19 protein-coding genes are annotated in these 18204 nt (G+C 35.9%); 8 read left to right on the top strand and 11 right to left on the bottom strand.

Annotated elements, in window-relative coordinates:
- Window positions 1-172 precede the first annotated feature (172 nt).
- Together RNZ46_RS00250 and RNZ46_RS00245 are read right to left on the bottom strand one after the other, a co-directional pair.
- The gene (locus RNZ46_RS00250) at window positions 173-895 is read right to left on the bottom strand and encodes a DUF3307 domain-containing protein (protein ID WP_316983394.1); all 723 of its coding nucleotides are present in this window, start codon (window positions 893-895) and stop codon (window positions 173-175) included.
- The gene (locus RNZ46_RS00245; RefSeq protein WP_316983393.1) at window positions 889-1491 is read right to left on the bottom strand and encodes a SatD family protein; all 603 of its coding nucleotides are present in this window, start codon (window positions 1489-1491) and stop codon (window positions 889-891) included. The genes RNZ46_RS00250 and RNZ46_RS00245 overlap by 7 nt, the downstream gene beginning before the upstream one ends.
- A gap of 257 nt (window positions 1492-1748) precedes the next feature.
- Between RNZ46_RS00245 and mscL the strand changes: the two genes are divergently transcribed.
- The 3 genes from mscL (at window position 1749) to RNZ46_RS00230 (ending at window position 4539) form a co-directional block, all read left to right on the top strand.
- Window positions 1749-2192: a large conductance mechanosensitive channel protein MscL gene (mscL, locus tag RNZ46_RS00240; protein WP_316983392.1), complete on the top strand. Its 444-nt coding sequence runs from the start codon at window positions 1749-1751 to the stop codon at window positions 2190-2192.
- Between the two features lie 2 nt (window positions 2193-2194).
- Window positions 2195-2347 carry a hypothetical protein gene (locus RNZ46_RS00235; RefSeq protein WP_316983391.1) on the top strand — a complete coding sequence of 51 codons (153 nt, stop codon included), beginning with the start codon at window positions 2195-2197 and terminating at the stop codon, window positions 2345-2347.
- 284 nt (window positions 2348-2631) lie between these two features.
- Window positions 2632-4539: a S9 family peptidase gene (locus RNZ46_RS00230; protein ID WP_316983390.1), complete on the top strand. Its 1908-nt coding sequence runs from the start codon at window positions 2632-2634 to the stop codon at window positions 4537-4539.
- Between the two features lie 57 nt (window positions 4540-4596).
- On the opposite strand, the gene RNZ46_RS00225 is transcribed toward RNZ46_RS00230, so the two are convergent.
- From RNZ46_RS00225 to RNZ46_RS00200, 6 genes are all read right to left on the bottom strand, one after another.
- Window positions 4597-5226 (bottom strand): WG repeat-containing protein, encoded by a 630-nt coding sequence (locus RNZ46_RS00225; protein ID WP_316983389.1) that lies wholly within the window; start codon window positions 5224-5226, stop codon window positions 4597-4599.
- Entirely contained in the window at window positions 5223-5771 is a 549-nt protein-coding gene (locus tag RNZ46_RS00220) for a WG repeat-containing protein (RefSeq protein ID WP_316983388.1), read from the bottom strand. The genes RNZ46_RS00225 and RNZ46_RS00220 overlap by 4 nt, the downstream gene beginning before the upstream one ends.
- Before the next feature lie 400 nt (window positions 5772-6171).
- The gene (locus RNZ46_RS00215) at window positions 6172-6921 is read right to left on the bottom strand and encodes a hypothetical protein (protein ID WP_316983387.1); all 750 of its coding nucleotides are present in this window, start codon (window positions 6919-6921) and stop codon (window positions 6172-6174) included.
- Window positions 6922-6932: 11 nt separating this feature from the next.
- Window positions 6933-7229, bottom strand: a complete 297-nt coding sequence (locus tag RNZ46_RS00210) for a hypothetical protein (protein WP_316983386.1) — start codon at window positions 7227-7229, stop codon at window positions 6933-6935.
- A 5-nt stretch (window positions 7230-7234) separates the two neighbouring features.
- Window positions 7235-8197, bottom strand: coding sequence for a T9SS type A sorting domain-containing protein (locus RNZ46_RS00205; protein ID WP_316983385.1), 963 nt, complete (start codon window positions 8195-8197; stop codon window positions 7235-7237).
- Between the two features lie 12 nt (window positions 8198-8209).
- Window positions 8210-9253 carry a hypothetical protein gene (locus tag RNZ46_RS00200; RefSeq protein ID WP_316983384.1) on the bottom strand — a complete coding sequence of 348 codons (1044 nt, stop codon included), beginning with the start codon at window positions 9251-9253 and terminating at the stop codon, window positions 8210-8212.
- A 186-nt stretch (window positions 9254-9439) separates the two neighbouring features.
- Here RNZ46_RS00200 and RNZ46_RS00195 point away from each other — a divergent pair, with 186 nt between their 5' ends.
- Window positions 9440-11227 (top strand): tetratricopeptide repeat-containing sensor histidine kinase, encoded by a 1788-nt coding sequence (locus RNZ46_RS00195; RefSeq protein WP_316983383.1) that lies wholly within the window; start codon window positions 9440-9442, stop codon window positions 11225-11227.
- A gap of 6 nt (window positions 11228-11233) precedes the next feature.
- Complete coding sequence (locus RNZ46_RS00190; protein WP_316983382.1) at window positions 11234-11977, top strand: LytR/AlgR family response regulator transcription factor; 744 nt, start codon at window positions 11234-11236, stop codon at window positions 11975-11977.
- Window positions 11978-11996: 19 nt separating this feature from the next.
- On the opposite strand, the gene RNZ46_RS00185 is transcribed toward RNZ46_RS00190, so the two are convergent.
- Window positions 11997-12653: an HAD family hydrolase gene (locus RNZ46_RS00185; protein WP_316983381.1), complete on the bottom strand. Its 657-nt coding sequence runs from the start codon at window positions 12651-12653 to the stop codon at window positions 11997-11999.
- Between the two features lie 200 nt (window positions 12654-12853).
- Between RNZ46_RS00185 and RNZ46_RS00180 the strand changes: the two genes are divergently transcribed.
- From RNZ46_RS00180 to rlmF, 3 genes are read left to right on the top strand one after another with little or no spacing between them, the layout of a single operon-like run.
- On the top strand, window positions 12854-14260 hold the full coding sequence (locus tag RNZ46_RS00180) for an MATE family efflux transporter (RefSeq protein WP_316983380.1): 1407 nt from the start codon (window positions 12854-12856) through the stop codon (window positions 14258-14260).
- A gap of 15 nt (window positions 14261-14275) precedes the next feature.
- Entirely contained in the window at window positions 14276-14827 is a 552-nt protein-coding gene (locus RNZ46_RS00175; protein WP_316983379.1) for a hypothetical protein, read from the top strand.
- Window positions 14827-15708, top strand: coding sequence for a 23S rRNA (adenine(1618)-N(6))-methyltransferase RlmF (gene rlmF, locus RNZ46_RS00170; protein ID WP_316985009.1), 882 nt, complete (start codon window positions 14827-14829; stop codon window positions 15706-15708). The genes RNZ46_RS00175 and rlmF overlap by 1 nt, the downstream gene beginning before the upstream one ends.
- Before the next feature lie 48 nt (window positions 15709-15756).
- Here rlmF and RNZ46_RS00165 read toward each other — a convergent pair whose 3' ends face one another.
- Both RNZ46_RS00165 and pckA read right to left on the bottom strand, forming a co-directional pair.
- Window positions 15757-16434 carry a DUF2490 domain-containing protein gene (locus tag RNZ46_RS00165; RefSeq protein ID WP_316983378.1) on the bottom strand — a complete coding sequence of 226 codons (678 nt, stop codon included), beginning with the start codon at window positions 16432-16434 and terminating at the stop codon, window positions 15757-15759.
- A gap of 107 nt (window positions 16435-16541) precedes the next feature.
- Window positions 16542-18173, bottom strand: coding sequence for a phosphoenolpyruvate carboxykinase (ATP) (pckA, locus tag RNZ46_RS00160; protein ID WP_316983377.1), 1632 nt, complete (start codon window positions 18171-18173; stop codon window positions 16542-16544).
- Window positions 18174-18204: the final 31 nt, after the last annotated feature.

The following is an 18204-nucleotide window of genomic DNA, read 5'->3' as shown; positions in this document are numbered from 1 at the left end:
ACGTAGCGGATTTGAGAATTAATGGCGGACTTATTACGGCATATTGCGGACTTGCCCGCGTTAGGGATTGAGGCATTTGTTGGAGCTCGCCGACGGAGGAGGAAGCGACTGCCGAAAGCCCGACCCCTCTTGCCCTGAGCGGAGCCGAAGGGTTGGGGTAACGCCCAAATTATTAATTAGGAATTAATCTTAAAACGATACCGTAGCCAAGTCCGAATAAAATGGCGAGTCCGAAACTTAATAAACTGCCTATTAATATGTATTCGGTTAGTTTTCGGTCCTTAGCTTTTGATAAATCGCCAAAGCGAAACACCGATTTTGCGGCCAGTAAAAACCCGATGCCTTCCCAATGTTGCGTGATTATAAAGGCGAATACAAATAGGCGTTCCAGCATGCCAATGTAGGCACCGGCATTTTCTAAGGATTCTTCGTTACTATCTTCTTTTAAATACCATTTTGATATAATGGTTCTCATAATTATGGACGATACAACAGTTACGCCCAATAAACATGTAATTAACAATAAAAATGCGGGGTGGTAAAATGCGCTTATTGTAAATTGATATGGTTCGTATATGCTAACCACCCATGCGATTATTATGAAATGGGCGAGTTGGTCTAAGCCAAAAAGTATTCGGTTGTTAAGTGTTGGTTTAAGGTGAAGCTTTATAACATCGATGATATAATGCGATATAAGTATGATTAAAATCCCTAACCAATAACTGAAATTGGCCTGCAACACTAAAATTAAAGCGCCCAAATGCACTAAAATATGCCAGTACAGGAATTTGGATTTGTGTTTGTGTGTTTCTTTATGGGTTACCCATTTTTGGGGCTGCAATAAAAAATCGCCTATAAAGTGCGCCAATATTAGTTTTATAAATAGTGCTAACATAAGTGTTGTATTTGGGTTTTGTAGTAGTGTAGTAGTTTAGAGATTTCATCGTAACCCGCGCGTTTAAGGCCTTGGCTAATATTGCCTTGGGTTCTGTCTAAAATATCTGCCAATTGATTTTGGTTTAAGTCTGGGTTTTCTAAAGTGGTTTTTACTAGAATTGCCGAGGTGCTTGTCCAATTATTTAAAATTAATTGCGCAAGTTCTAGCATGATGTTAATTGTGGTGTCAAACTCATCAAAAGGTGATTTTATTGCGAGTGTTGTCTTTTTAAGAGCCTCAAAACACTCACCAGAGTTTACAAAAGCACTACCGTTAGATTCTGTAATTTTATCAGATTGATATGTTTTTTCTCCAATGCCAATGGCTAATCTTACATCAATGTTTTCAAATTGTTTTATGGTTGCTTTAATTAAAATACAAGCTTTCAATGCATCTTTTGGATCGATTTCCAATTGAAAACTGTCACCTCTGTATATTTCCCATACTAAAGGCGAATTGCCATAACTATTCAAAATAGTTTTAAGTGCTTGTAACCATAGTTTTGGAGAGCTCTTTTTAGAATTTATAATATCGCCTGTTATTATACTTGTCATAAGTTTAGCAAAAAGTATAATTCAAATGTATACATTTTAATTCAAGAAAACAAAATTATTAGCTATTAAACTAATAATTAATAATATTAGCTTTAAAACTAATAATATGAAATATCACTTGTTTTGCAGATAATTCAAAACATCTGCTTTAAAGAGGATATTGCTAAACGTACACACAATACAAAAATTGGGTTTGCTTTTTTCCAACTCAGTTTAAAACAAATACCTTTGCACAATAATTTTTAAAAGTATAAAAAATGAAACTGATTCAAGAGTTTAAAGAGTTTGCCGTAAAAGGAAATATGATGGACATGGCCATTGGTATTATAATTGGCGCCGCTTTTAATAAGGTGGTCGATGTATTGGTGAAAAAGGTGTTTTTGCCACCATTATCCTTGTTAACCGATGGTGTAAATTTTCATGAAAAACGCATTATACTTCGAGATGCTATTGAACAAGCAGACGGTACGATTCTTAAAAACGAAGTAGCCATAGGTTACGGCGCTTTGGGCGAGGCTTTTATCGATTTTATTATTATAGGATTTACCGTATTTATTGTGGTTAAGTTTATGAATAGATTGCGGAATAAAGCACACGATGCAAAAGATAAAACCGTAACAACACCCAAAGACATTGAGCTGCTATCAAAACTTACCGATTTAATGGAAGAACAGAATACGTTGTTAAAATCTAAAAAGTAAATATGGCAAAAACAGGACGAGATAAAAACACTAAAAACAAGGCGAAGCATTCTAAATTAATGGCTCAGAAAAAAAATAAAAAGAAAGCCGAAGCAGCTTTACGAAAAGAACGATTAAAAGCTATTGTTAAAAAAGCTAATGAAAGTTCCAAATAATATTAGCTAAAAACCTTTTTACGATACAATTTCATATTGAATACAAACCCGATTAAGTCCCTTAATACGATTGGGTTTTGTCCGTTTTTTTTAAAGATTATACAAAAGGAAGAATTAGACTTTTGTTTTACCGATGTTCCAATCAAAAAGCGCCATACACTTTGGCTTTGTTAAACAAGCTAATCTTAAAATACTATATATATGCTTATCTTTGATACTTTATATGGCTTAAAGTAATTTTTAAGAGTAAATTTTAAAACAACGTATTATTTAAATTAAAATCCATGAGAACATTTGTATTATTTTTTGGACTTTTCTTAAGCGGCCTCGTAGTTCAAGGGCAAGAATTAATGACCCCAGAACGCCTGTGGCAGGTACAGCGTTTAAGCGCCTTAGGTTTAAACAATGAAGGTGATGTATTGTTTTATCGCGTTAGCACACCAAATATGGAAACCAATGGGTTTGATTACAGCTATTATAAAATAGCTACAAAAGGTGGTGAAGCTGAAAAGATAACTAAAGAAGACGTAACCGTTGCAGATAAAAACATATCGCCCGATGGCCGTTATAAAATGTTTGATAAACCGGTTGCCATCGAAGCGATTCATAGTAAGGATGTGTATCAATCTTTGCCAAAATCCGATGCCTATATTTTTACCGATTTGGATAACAGGCATTGGGATACATGGAACGACGGCACATACAATCACGTATTTTACAAGGAAAAAAGTGCTACCGATGAGCAGGCTATCGATATAATGCCCAACGAACCCTATTACAGTCCGCAACGCCCCTTTGGAGGCGACGAAGATTATATTTGGGCGCCCGATAGCAAAAGCATTTATTACGTGAGTAAAAAATTAAAAGGAAAAGCCTATGCTACAAGTACGAATACCGATATTTACAAATACGATTTAGCTACAAAAACAACCAGCAATATCACAGAAAAAAATCTGGGATACGATACCAATCCTAGCTTTTCAAGTGAAGGGGCATTAGCGTGGTTGCAAATGAAAACACCCGGTTACGAGAGTGATAAAAACGATATTGTGGTTTTGGAAAAAGGTGTAGAACAAAACCTTACCGCACGATGGGATGGCACGGTACGAAGCTTTAAGTGGAGTAACGATGGTAAAAACGTTTATTTTACAGCACCCGTAGATGGTACCATACAATTGTTCGTGGTTAATTATCCTGGTAAAAAACGCATCGCACCAACGGTAAAGCAATTGTCTGAAGGTCGTTTTGATGTTACCGGTATTGTTGCCGAAACCAAAAATGGACTTTTAGTAACGCGTACCGATATGAATCATGCTGCCGAGGTTTTCAGTTTTGATTTGAAGAAGAAAACTTTCCGTCAGGTTACAAACGTTAATACTGATTTTTACAATAAAATAGAGATGCCGAAAATCGAAAAACGTTACGTAACCACTACCGATAACAAGCAAATGTTGGTTTGGGTTATTTTGCCCCCAAATTTTGATGCTTCTAAAAAATACCCAACTTTGTTATATGCACAAGGTGGCCCGCAATCGCCTTTATCGCAGTTTTATTCTTACCGTTGGAATTTTCAATTGATGGCTTCACAAGGCTATATTATAGTGGCCCCGAACCGCCGTGGTATGCCGGGGCATGGTGTAGCGTGGAATGCAGCCATAAGTAAGGATTGGGGCGGACAAGTTATGGACGATTACTTAACCGCCATAGATGAAATGGCCAAAGAGCCTTATGTGGATAACGATAGGCTAGGGGCTATTGGCGCCAGTTTTGGTGGCTATTCGGTGTTTTATTTAGCTGGCATACACAACAAGCGCTTTAAAACTTTTATTTCGCACGATGGTGTTTTCGATAACCGAACCATGTACGGCACCACCGAGGAACTGTTTTTTGTAAATCACGATTGGGGTGGTAGTTATTGGGATAAAGACAATACAGTAGCCCAAAAAGCTTATAACGAATTTAACCCTATAAATATGGTTGCAAAATGGGACACACCTATTTTAATCATACAAGGCGGTAAGGATTATCGCGTGCCTATCGAGCAGGGTTTAAGTGCCTTTCAAGCGGCACGATTGTTGGATATAAAAAGCAAGTTGCTGTATTTTCCTGATGAAAACCACTGGATCCTCCAACCACAAAACGCCTTAGTTTGGCAAACCGAATTTTTTAAATGGTTGAAGGAAACCTTATAAATTTAAAACCCTTTTTCAGATGAAAAAGGGTTTTGTTTTTTTACTACACTATAGTGTTTACCATTTTGAGGCTTCGCCTTTTACAATCATAAAAATGCCGTTTTCGTTGATGTAGCCAATTCGTTTTCTGTTGTTTCTTATTTTTTCGCCATATTCTTCTACTTTGGCTAAACCAGAGACTGGATCGAACGGACCGATTTTTGCATCGGCATACCAATAAAAGAGGGTTTCTTTGTTCACTAAATCAAGTAAAGCATGATACTTTTTATAAGTATGTCCTTCGATACCTTTAAAGCTTACCATCATTTTACCGTTAACTATATTTTTACAATCCCATTGGACACTAATATTTTTCTTGTTTGTAATGATCTCTTTTGGAATACCAAAACTTATAAGAAAATCTGTTGCAGAAATTACAGTCCCTTGTTTATCCATTACATCTAAATATGAAAAGGCATATCCATGTACAAACGGACGAAAAGTCATTCCTGAGTTTTTTAAATCTTTACTATTAATAACAAAATCTCCTTTTTTATTTATGTAACTATAATGATACTGAGAACATGAGCTACATGTCTTTTCATTAGAATAAACTTTAGCAAGCCCGTTACTGAAGTTTTCAGGTTTTTTAGAAAACATTAATGGAACTATAACTTTTCCAGAAGTGTTAATAAATCCATATTTCATTTCGCCAAATTCATTTTTTTACCAACCATTGCAGCGCCATCACAAAAACATTTAGCTTCTTCCCACATTGGTTGAATAATTATCTTGTCATTACTGCTTTTATACCCATATTTACCGTCTTTAAATAAAAATAGAGAGGAGTTTTGCACGCACTCTTTTAAGTACATTGTTTCATTATAAAGGTTAAAATATCTATTTATAGTAAAATTCTTTCCTGTTTTATCATAAAAAGTTATCATATTATTTTTTCTGCTAATTAAATAATTACCTAAATGACTGGTTTGCATATAATTATTTTGCTGAAATGAAATCTCCTTTCCAGTTGAATTGATAAAACCTTTAAATCCTCTTTTAGCACTTTTGCTATTCGTATTTAAAACTGTGAAAATTCCATTTTGAAGACCTTCAGCCATATATTGACCTAAAAAATTATAGTCATTGAATTGAGTAATAAACTTTCCCTTTGGGTCAATCAAAGCTGTTGACATACCCTTTTTAACAATAGCAGCACCATCATTAAATGCACTTAGCTGATCTACATCCAACACCACGGCATCCGGGTGTATGCTACCTGCTTTAAGTTGGTTTGAGTTCTTAGCGAGTTTTTTTTCTTCTGAAGCAGCAATTGTATTTTCGGGATTAGCGTTTGAAGATTTTGAATTGTTTGAAGCGTCTTCTGTTTCCTGCTTGTTTCTTTTCTTTTTCCCAAAAACAGATTTAAATAGTTTGCCTACTTCTTTTACGGTTTCGTTGGTTTCTTCAACAATTTCTTTTGTTTCTTCTATCTTTTTTTATGGTTTTGGTTTGTGCTGTTGAAATATGGGCTAATACCAGAAGTGGATATAGCACAGATATGATATATTTTGTTTTCATTTGTGAAGTATTTTAAATTTCTGATTGTCTTCTTAAGTCTATTTATTTTAGAAAAACCATACAATAAGCTGTTTAATTCTGCATACGCTGCCCAATGCTTATGGGCATTCTAAATTTTCCAAACATTACTTTTCCCTCAGCAATTGTTTTTTTGTCTTTTTTAACTACAATACCCTCCAAACGAAAATCTCCTTCAACAATTCCATCTTTTTTATTTTCACTCTTTGTTAAAGTAATTTGCCCGCTTATGCTATGCGTATATGACTTTGAGTTTTCTGAATTTACAAAAACAGGTTTAGAGGATGCATAGTTGGTATCCCCCAGAGTGAAATAAAAAGAAACAAGAGGGGCGTAGGCGCTTTCTCCTTTATTAAAAGTGTAGGCCTTGTTTGTAACGTGCCTATCTTTTGGTGCCATAACAAAGTCTATTGCTCCAGACTTACCTTTTTTGTTAAGGTATCCAGTTTTCATTGCTGTGATTCGAAGTACTGAAAGATAGTCGTTTTCCCGATCTTTTTCGGCATGTAGCCCTACCCAATCGGGGTCGTTATAACCATCTAAAAAAAAGTATTCGTCTCCAATTGTAAACTCTATGTAATATGGACTATTTGTAACTTCTCTTTTGTTTTTAACTTTTTTATTCTTTTTCTTTTTCCCAAAAACAGATTTAAAGAGTTTGCCCACTTCTTTTACGGTTTCGTTGGTTTTTTTGACTGTTTCCTTAGTGTTTTCTATTTTTTCAACGGTTTTGTTCTGCGAATAAGCACTAACACTTAAAAATAAAATGCAGACTACCGATATTGTTAATTTTAAAGTTTTCATTTTCTTAAATTTTATGGTTTACAGTATTTCCCAATAAAGCCGCCGCCATCCAAACAACCGTTGTCGGTTATGGTTAGTACCTGTATTTCGCCGGCATTGTTTATTTTAACTTTGTTGTGTTCTGTGGTGTATGTCGTTTCGGTGGTGGAACCAAAAAACGTAAGCTCGACCGTGCTGTTGGACGTAAAGTTTATTTTGTCTAAAAACGCACCTTCCTCACCAACATAAGTGCCTTCTAATTTTGTGTTGAAACAGCCAACAAACAAAAGCGCTGTAATACATAGCACGGTGTTTTTTAGATTTTTCATAATCGTTAGTGTTTAATGAGTTTGTAGCTGGCACTGCCCAAATCGGTATTCAGATTTAAAATGTAGATGCCACCGGCTAACCCGCTTAAATTGATTTGCCTGTTGTTTTTGGTTGAACGGAACACGGTTTTGCCCGAAGCGTTGTAAACGGTAATATGTTTTATTATGAAGGATAAATCCGAAGAAATAGTCAAGTGGTCTTTCACGGGATTTGGATAGAGCGAAATACTGCGGAAAGCGGTTTCGCTGATGCTTAAAGAGCCATCGACGGTAAATTCCCTAGAATCGTACATGGACCATTTTCCATCGCTGGTTTTGGCGCGGATGTAAAACAAGTGCGTGCCTTGGGCTAATCCGTTGGTATCGATGTTACTAATAATTTGGTTGTTGGGATTGGTAATCGTTACCGGAAATACCTCATCGTCATTATCAATAAAATATTCAAATTCAGTTAGTGTGGCCTGGTTTTGTGGGCCAACGTAAAACAGCTTTTTGTCGTAATGACTCCAATTGCCTTCGTTGGTTTTTACGCGGATAAAAAGCTGGTGGATGCCAACGGCTAAGTTTTGGGGGATGCCCACCGTTACGGTAAATGCAGGTTGATTGGTAACGTTTAATGTTGTGGCATTGCCAAACCCCGGGTCGGTATCAAAATAGTATTCGGCTTCAGTTATGTTTTGGTTTACATTTTGGATGTGATTTACGTATATCAATTTGCTGTCGTAATGGCTCCAATTCGACTCCCCGTTAAAAACCCGGATAAACAAATTATGGAAGCCATTGCCCAAACCAGTCGTGGAAATGCTATAGCTTTGGTTGAGCGTTCCAGCATTTGTATTTGCGTTTAGGCTGTTGCCAAGGCCCAAACCGGGATCGGTATTGAAAAAATACTCCGCTTTGGTAACCTGTTGTGCCGTTATTCCGTTATAAAAAAACGTTATTAATAGTATTAATAGTAAGCGTTTCATAATACATGGATTTTAATTGGAAGAAGCCGTAATGGTAACCTGCAAGGGTTGGCCTTCTTGTACGCTTTCGGTTATGTTGGTAATATTAACTGTGGGCGTGCCATAGGTAATGCCAAACATGTTAAACAAGTAGCCACTGGCGTTATAGAGACCAATATCTTCGCCATCGGTTCCGGCACCAATGGCTGGAGAGCCTGCTTTAAGGTGGTAATCGTCGGTGCTGGCATCAAAATCATCATCGGTAACATTTTCAAATTGCGGATTGGTGTTGTTTAGGTTTCCGGTACCGGGTAAATCATCAAAAACACTGGCGTTCGGGTTGTAGGTCAAACAGTTTTTAAACTGTATACCATCATAAGGGCTTACGCTACCTGCGTTGCTGTTCATTTTCAATATGATGCTGTTTTCAATAATTAAATCGGTGTTGTTGTTCGATTCGTTTACAATGAGGATTTTACCGGTATAACAAAAGAAAATATTGTTTTTAAGGCTTACCGATTCGGGGTAGGCAATATTCACATCATGCAAAAAAATATTATTGGTCAATACCCCGTTTTGTATCGGGCTATCCCATGAGCTGGACTCGCCCAAATAACGCACCACATTGCCTCTTATAATACAATTATTGATGCCCCCTGAACTAAGACTAAAACCAATGTGATTGATGTAATTGTTCTCGAAAACCAAATCGGTAACGGGCAGTGGGTTATTTATACTAATTTCATCGGTAAAATTCAGTCCGCTAAAATAGCTGTTGGAGGCATTTGGCGTAACATCCATGTTATCGATGTAGCTTATTTTATTGTTTTCGCTGTGCGACCGCCCAATAATATTCAAGGTTTTGTTAACCGTTACATCGCCATAGCTAGTGGCCGATGCCTGAATGTAAAGCGTGTCGTTGTTTTGGGCCGCATCAATGGCATCTTGCAAATTGGCATATACAAAATTGGTCACTTCGGTAATTCCGGGGTTGTTATCTACCGTAATCGTGTTTTGTGAAAAACAGGTAAAAGTTACAAGGGCTGTAAAAAGCGTAAAGAGTTGTTTTGTTTTCATCACAGAAAGGGTTTTTAGGATTAATAGTGATTTAAAACTATGTGAAAACTCTATTAAAACCAATGAGCAATTATTTTCTGTCCTACTTCAATTATTTTCTGCGATTTACAGTTTTATGATAAAAATGTGTTAAATTTAACACAGCCCCATTTTTTAGTTGGTCAATAGCAAAACAAAATTTAAATTATGAGGCGATTATTACTTAGTATTTTGGCTGTTATTGTAACTGTTTCAGTTTTTGGACAGCAAAAAGAAGTTGATTCCTTAAAACAAGTACTTTTAGACAATAAAAATCAAGACACCTTAAGGGTGGCAACTTTAATAAAACTTTCTTACAATATAAATAATATCAATTCAGACAGTGCTTTAGTTTATATTGATAAAGCTTTGCTATTGTCAGAGAAGTTAAATTGGGGCAAAGGGATTGCACTTTCATATAGGCAAAAAGGCCTTATTTTTTATTATAAGTCAGATTATTTTAGTGCCTTAATGTTCTCACAAAAAGCTTTAGAGAACAGTAAAGGTAAGAACAATAGGCTTTTTAACGCCTCTGTTTACAGTAATATTGGGAATATTTACGCCGATGTTAAAGAATTTGATAAAGCATTAAAAAGCTATGAAAAACTGTTAAAGATTTCTCAAGAAGAAAATGCCGTAAAAGACGAATTAATTGCAATATTTAATATAGCAACAGTATATACCGAGCAAGGTAAATATCAAAAAGCGATAACTTATTATTTAAAAGCTTTTGCTTTATCTGAAGAGAATAATTTTAAAACTTTCATTCCAACAATATGTAATAATCTATCAAAAACGTACATGTACCTTTCAGATAACAAAAAAGCCATTAAGTATTTAAAGATGGGTATTCAAAAAGCACAAGATCAAAACAATGTATATGTGCTTGGACTCTTAAAAAGGAATTTAGCTGAAACTTATTTTAAGAGTAACAATCTTTTACAATCGGAAAAATTACTTTTAGAAAGTATAGTATTATCTAAATCCAATAATACTTTAGAGTGGGAAGCACAATCTTTAAGGTTACTATATCAAATCTACGAAAGGCAACAACAGTTTAAAAAGGCGTTCGAGACCCATAAAAAATATGTGGTTTTACAAGATAGCATTATAAATAAAGATACAAAGGCAGAGTTTATAAAACGAGATTTAACTTTTGAAAACGAAAAACAACAAGCTATGTCCCAAGCCGAAATAGAACGCCAAAAACTAATTAAAAACGGTTCTATTATTGGTGGTAGCGGATTAGTGCTAGCAACTTTACTAGTATTTGTTTTGTATTACCGAAAACGAAACGCCGAAACCCAAAAGCAACAAGCCGAGTTTAAAGCCAAAGTTTCCAATACTGAGCTAAAAGTTTTACGGGCTCAAATGAGCCCGCACTTTATTTTCAACGCCCTAAACTCCATAAACGATTTTATTGCCAAAAACGATGTCGATTCTGCCAGTGAGTATCTCATTAAATTTTCCAAAATTATGCGGCAGATCCTCGAGCATTCCACCCAAAACGAAATATCGCTTAAAGACGATTTGAAAATTTTAGACTTGTACCTTCAAATAGAGGCCATGCGCCTAAAAAATAAATTCACTTATGCTATTGAAGTCGATAACACCATCGATACCGAAAACACCTTAATCCCGCCCTTGATTTTGCAGCCTTTTATCGAGAATAGTATTTGGCACGGCATTGCAAAAAAGGAAGGTAGCGGCCATATAAAAATCCGTATAAAACAAGAAAACGATATGCTAGTTTGTACGGTGGATGATAATGGTGTCGGTAGAGGGGCAACGGTAAAAAACCACGATATTAATAACAAATCCTATGGTGTAAACATCACTAAAAACAGGATAGACATCATCAATAAAAAGAAAAATAAAAACGGTAGTGTTTCCTTGATTGATAAAGACGAAGGCCTCTGCGTAGAGGTTAAACTGCCCTTAGAACTCGCATTTTAAATCAATATGATTAAAGCCATAATTATAGACGATGAACAGCATTGTATCGACAGGTTGGTAACCTTGTTGAAACCCCACAAAAACACGGTGAAGTTGGTGGGGCAGTTTACCAACGTAAAAACAGGGATTGACGGTGTTAAAGCGCTAAAGCCCAATGTGCTGTTTCTGGATGTGCAAATACACGACAGCACCGGTTTTGATGTTTTAAGGGCCTTGGGCCATTTTGATTTTGAAGTGATTTTTACAACCTCTTTTGAAAAATATGCGGTGCAGGCTTTTAAGTTCAGTGCTACGGACTATTTGCTAAAACCCATCGATAAACAGGATTTTGATGAGGCTTTGGAGAAGTTATATGAAAAAATAGAAGCCCGGGATTTTTCGAAAAAAGTAGAACACTTGTTAGCCAATATTTCGCAAAAAGACAATCATAAAAAAATAGCGATTCCAACTGCCGAAGGATTGGAGTTTCTCGACGTTTCAGATATTATCAGGTGCGAATCCGATGTAAACTATACCCTAGTTTACACCACATATCAAAAAAAAATTGTAGTGTCAAAAACCCTAAAATGGTTTGAAAATTTATTGGGCAATTGTAACTTTTTCCGGGTGCACAATTCACATTTGATAAATCTGGATTACATAAAAAAATACACCAAAGGAAAAGGTGGCTACGTTACCCTGACCGACAACTCGGTAATTGAGGTTTCCACACGAAAAAAAGAAGGTTTTTTAAAAGTGCTAAACCCTTGATTATATTGTTTTACTGTAACTAAAAGGAGCCCTTTATTGTTTCAAATCGTATCTCGCTAAAATCAGTAATCACCTTATCGGCAGTTGAGTAATCTTGGTTTTTAGAATGTTTGCTATCATACCCCACACAAAAAATATGGGCGGCATTGGCGGCTTTTATGCCATTGGTGGAATCTTCAATAACCATACACTCTTCGCGTTTAAAACCCGAAGCCTTGGCGGCATTTATAAAAATTTCGGGATGTGGTTTCGACGCTTTTAAATCGGCACCACTAAGTTTATCGATAAAGTATGGGTTGAGGTTAAACCGCGTAAAAATTCTATTGATATTGGGCATCGATGCCGAAGATGCCAACACTAATTTTAAGCCGTTTCGGTGGTAATCTTTAATCAATTCTAAAACGCCATCAATCAATTTAAAGCTATCATCATTATCAAATAAATACTTAAAATGGTTTCGTTTTATAGCTACTAATTCTTCTGGAGACTCATTAAGTTTGAAAACATCGCACAAGGTTTGGCAAATGGGTAATGTGGCTTGACCGGTAAACGATTCGTAAAGCCCATCGGACACCTTAATATTTACATCATTAAACATGTTTTGATAGGCTTTGTGGTGTAAGGGTTCGCTATCAACAATAACACCATCCATATCAAAAATAACAGCTTTTAGCATATCGAAAAATTTTTGGCGAAGATATGCCAATCAATACAAATTTACTTAGCCCATTTTGTAGTTTTAAATTAATTTACAATATTTGCGGTCTTATGATTGCATAACTTGACTTCCGATCTGTATCGAGATTCACTCGAACTAAAAAATTACTAAACGCTTTAAACGGTGTTTAGTTAAGTCTATATTTTATATTTTTCAAAATGCAGTCCAATAAAATTTCATTAAGACAATTCATTCAATACTTCAAAATAGCCGTTACGGGCAAAGACCAGGAATTTACTTCCGGCAGTATTCGTAAAGCAGTTTTTATGCTGTCCATTCCCATGATTCTGGAAATGCTCATGGAATCCATTTTTGCGATAGTCGATATTATGTACGTATCGCAAGTAAGCGTAAATGCCGTGGCAACCATAGGTTTAACCGAGTCTGTTATAACCTTAGTATACGCCGTTGCCATAGGTTTAAGTATGGCGGCAACTGCAGTTGTGGCCAGACGTGTTGGCGAAACCGATATAAAAGGCGCATCGAATGCCGCGGTTCAGGTTATATTTTTAGGTGTATTTGTGGCTGCAATTATTAGCGTAATCGGTATCGTTTATCCTAAGGAAATATTGGGTTTAATGGGGGCTGAACCCGACCTGATTGCCGAAGGTTACGGTTATACCCAAGTGCTTTTAGGCGGTAACGTAACCATTATGTTACTGTTTTTAATCAATGCTATTTTTAGAGGCGCGGGCGATGCATCGGTAGCCATGTGGACCCTTATTTTATCAAACGGACTGAATATTATTTTAGACCCGATATTTATTTTTGGTTTCGGTCCCGTACCCGCTTTCGGTGTTCAAGGAGCTGCTATTGCCACAACCATTGGTCGTGGTACCGCCGTGGTTTTTCAATTGGTTATTTTGTTTTACGGCTATAGTAAAATTAAAATCGGGGTTAAAGATTTAATGCTTCGTGTTGGTGTGATGCTGAATTTAATTAAAGTATCATTGGGCGGTATTGGTCAGTTTTTAATCGGTACATCGTCGTGGGTGTTTTTAATGCGCATTATGAGCGAATTTGGTAGCGAAGTTTTGGCGGGCTATACCATTGCCATTCGTGTAATGATGTTTACCTTAATGCCGGCATGGGGCATGAGCAATGCTGCGGCTACCTTAGTTGGGCAAAATTTAGGCGCTAAACAACCAGAACGTGCCGAACAATCGGTTTGGAAAACAGGTAAGTATTCAGCGATTTTTATGGGTATTGTGTCGGTTGTTTATTTGGTGTTTGCACCAGAAATAATTGTATTGTTTAATGCTACCCCCGATGTTGTAAAATATGGCAGTTTATGTCTGCGTGTTATAGCCGCAGGTTATCTTTTTTATGGTTATGGCATGGTGGTAATCAATGCCTTTAATGGTGCTGGCGATACCAAAACGCCAACTTACATTAACTTTGTGTGCTTTTGGTTGTTGCAATTACCATTTGCTTATGTAATGGCAATTACACTAGATTTTGGGCCAGCTGGCGTATTTTGGGCCATCACTTTAGCTGAAGTTTTCATAGCTATTATCGCTATTATTTGGTTTAGAAAAGGACATTGGAAAAGGGTAGAGGTGTAAAATAGAAATTGAAAAATGAAAATAGGAAAGCCCTTTAATACCCTTAGTAAATCTGAGTATCTTCATTACATCCATAATTATAAAAAATATTCCGATTTTAATACCTTGGGATTGTATCGATCGCTTTGCGAAAACGAAAAACTTAATACCAATGATAGGATACAAATTAGAGATTATGCCAATCGGTTTTTTGGAAAAACATTTAATTTTTATCAATTAAAAGACCCATTAACATATTTTAATTTAATTACTTTAGGAAGGGAATTGACCGTTGCCGACGAGAGTAAAGTTTGGGAAGACATAAAGAAAAACCAGCAAAATATTTTATCTGAAAAAAGAATTAAACACAGGAATTTTGGGGATTATTCAAAGCATAATTGTGGTTATGATGACTGTCGTTATAACGGATTAATGATCAAACAAGGTTCTGCACTAACCGAAAAATCGATACATTTTAATTCTGATAAAAATAATTTTGAAGCAAAAAATAAATCTGAAAGGATTAAAAAACAAAGAAAAAATAGTTCAAAAATAATTAAGGACGAGTTAGACGATTTAAATTTTTAATTATCAAAGCAAATCCAAAGTTCCATCCAAAGAATAAACACAAATCGGGATACGATTTAGAAGCTTTATGCCAATCACATCCAGCATTAAAAGCGTTTGTATTTGTAAATAAATACGAAACCAAAACCATCGATTTTGCGAATCCTAAAGCGGTAAAAGCACTAAATACGGCCTTGTTGAAACACCATTATCATATTAAATTTTGGGAATTCCCAGATACCAATTTATGTCCGCCAATTCCTGGTCGTGTAGATTATATTCACCATTTAGCCGATTTGCTTAAAGCTTCAAACATAAATGAGGATATTAGTGTTTTAGATATTGGTACAGGTGCCACGGCCATTTATCCTATTTTGGGCGTTGCTGAATATAATTGGAATTTTGTGGCTTCGGATATTGATAAATCATCCAATGAGATAGCTCAAAAAATTATAGATAAAAATAAATTAAACCCTAAAATTGAATTACGCCATCAAACTAATTCTTCGAAAATATTTAATGGAGTTGTAAATGAAAACGATAGGTTTTCGGCATCAATATGCAATCCGCCTTTTTATAAATCTGAAGCCGAAGCTCTTGAAGCCACAACAAGAAAACTTAAAGGATTAAATAGGGCAGGAGATGAATTTGTTAGAAATTTTGCGGGTACGCACAACGAACTTTGGTATAACGGCGGCGAAAAAGCTTTCATTCACAATTACCTTTATGAAAGTACTTTGTTTAAAAAACAATGTCTTTGGTTTACCACGTTAGTGTCTAAAAAAGATTTAGTTAAAGGCATGTATGCGTCTTTAAAAAAATTAGGCGCAACCCATATTAAAACTATAAATATGATGCAGGGCCATAAAATTTCTAGGATTGTGGCTTGGACTTTTAAATAATCAAGGGTTTTTACAATGTGTTTTCACTCCGAGGCAATCGGTACATTATTAACTTTTGTTTTTCCTAAAATCGGTTTTAAAATACATACCAACTTGTATTCTATGTAAATTTGCTTTGCTGGACGTATTTCTATTCATGTATCCTAACTGTATGTTGTGGGATTTTGAAATGTTAAAACCTAAGCCTGTATAAAATCTATTTTCTGGTGTGTTGCTAAACTTGGGCGTTAGTAAAAGCTCGTTGGTTAAACGAACAAAAACAGTCTTATTTAAATTAAATTTAGTACCAAGCCTGTAGCGTAATCTTGCGGCTTTTGGTTTAGAATCATGTTTTCTGAAAAAACGATGTTCTATTCTAAATCTATGATCTAAAGGTATTTTGCTTAATTTATGTTTAAAGGAAATTTGCTCGGTTATGCGCCTTTCATAAGTATGGGGCGCACTCACGTTGATGTCGCCATCAAAATCAGAATAACCCAAATACATGGTTGCCGTTAATTTTGGGTTAAAATGATAATTGTAGGCTAATTTGAATAAAAAGAAATTAAAATTGTCATTAAGTTCATAAAGCCAAACCTGCGTGTAGGTATCGATACTTGTTTTATCCGAAATTTTGTGATTGCTTCCTAATTCGTACCACGTTCCTAATTTATCCTCTGGATTTATTTGGGCATAACCGAAGTTGAATACCATTAAAAGGCTGACTAAAAGTAATAGTTTTTTCATTTTTCAAATTTAAAATTTAATTTTTTTTATCCTAAATATTTAAAGGGGTATTTACAATTAAAAGGAGCTCAATTGTGAGCTCCTTTCATGCTTAAATAAAGAATATATTAAAAGTGTTCGTTTAATTGATGGTGTTGATCAATTAGCGGCCCACCTTCAATAATTTGTTCAGAGGCCTGTGCTGCAAATTTCTCAAAGTTTAAATGGAATGAGTGTGCTAAATGAATAGCTTTGCCCACATAAGCACCTTTTTGCAACCAGGTATTCATCGGGTCTAAAATCTCTGATGGTACGCCCGGGCAATATTTTGGCATGTGTAAGCCAAAAATAAAGTTTTGATCGTAATCCACATTTTCCAATTCTCCGTTAAGAATTGCCGTAATCATAGCTCTGGTATATTTTAATTTTATACGAGATCCAACACCGTAAGGGCCTGCGCTCCATCCCGTGTTGATTAACCAAACATTAACCCCGGCTTCTGTCATTTTTTTGCTTAGCATTTCGCCGTAAACCGTTGGGTGCAATGGCATAAATGGCTCACCAAAACAAGCTGAGAACGATGGTACAGGTTCTGTAATTCCAGCTTCGGTCCCTGCAACCTTAGCCGTGTATCCAGAAATAAAGTGGTAAGCCGCTTGCCCGGGTGTTAATTTAGACACCGGAGGCAATACACCAAAAGCATCACAAGTTAAAAAGAAGATGTTTTTAGGGTTGTTTGCATAAAGCGTTTCTTGAATGTTATCAATATGATAAATAGGGTAGCTTACACGGGTGTTTTGTGTGATGCTACTATCTTCATAATCGGGTTCGCCATTGTCTTTAAATACCACGTTTTCAAGTAAAGCACCGGGTTTAACGGCTCTAAAAATGTCTGGTTCTTTTTCTTCTGATAAGTCGATTACCTTGGCATAGCATCCGCCTTCAAAATTAAAGATGGTATTGTCGTTTGTCCAACCGTGTTCATCGTCACCAATAAGTTTTCTATCCGGATCAGCCGATAATGTGGTTTTTCCAGTACCAGATAATCCGAAGAAAATAGCGGTGTCTCCTTTTTTGCCAACGTTTGCAGAACAGTGCATAGGCAATACGTTGCGTTCGGTTGGTAAAATTAAATTTAAAGCAGAGAAAATGCCTTTTTTCATTTCACCTGTATAAGCAGATCCTCCAACCAAAGCTATTTTTTGCGTAAAGTTTAGTATTGAAAAGTTACCTTGACGGATACCAAAAGCTTTTGGGTCTGGGCACACATAACCCGGTGCACAAAGAATCAGCCAATCTTCTTTAAAATTTTCTAATTCTTTTAAACTGGGTCTTAAAAACATATTGTACACGAATAGGTTAGACCAAGGTAATTCGGTTACCGTTCTAATATTGGTTCTAAACTCTGGTTCTGCACATACGTAACCATCTCTGGCATAAATTTCTTTGCCAGAAAGGTATTTGGTTATTTCGTTTTTAAGCTTGTCGAAATTTTCAGGAGATACTGGTTTATTGGTTTTTCCCCACCATACTTTATCTTCTGTATAATCGTCTTTTACTAAAAAACGATCTTGAGGCGAACGACCGGTAAATTTGCCAGTGTTTATTGCAAGTGTTCCGTTTGCTGTTTCTTTCCCCATCCCTTTTTCAACAGTAATTTTCTGAAGTTCTTCTGGTGATAAGTTCCAGTTTACTGTTACATCTTTTAGGCCGTACCTTTCTAGGTTTTTGTCGTTTTGAACTGTTCCTGCTGTTTTCATTTTTAATCGATTTAAAGGTTCCTATTAATAA

Origin of the sequence: Hwangdonia lutea (assembly GCF_032814565.1) — a bacterium.
Taxonomy (GTDB): domain Bacteria; phylum Bacteroidota; class Bacteroidia; order Flavobacteriales; family Flavobacteriaceae; genus Hwangdonia; species Hwangdonia lutea.
Note: the sequence above shows the minus strand (reverse complement) of the source record. Positions and strands in the feature narration are given on the sequence as shown.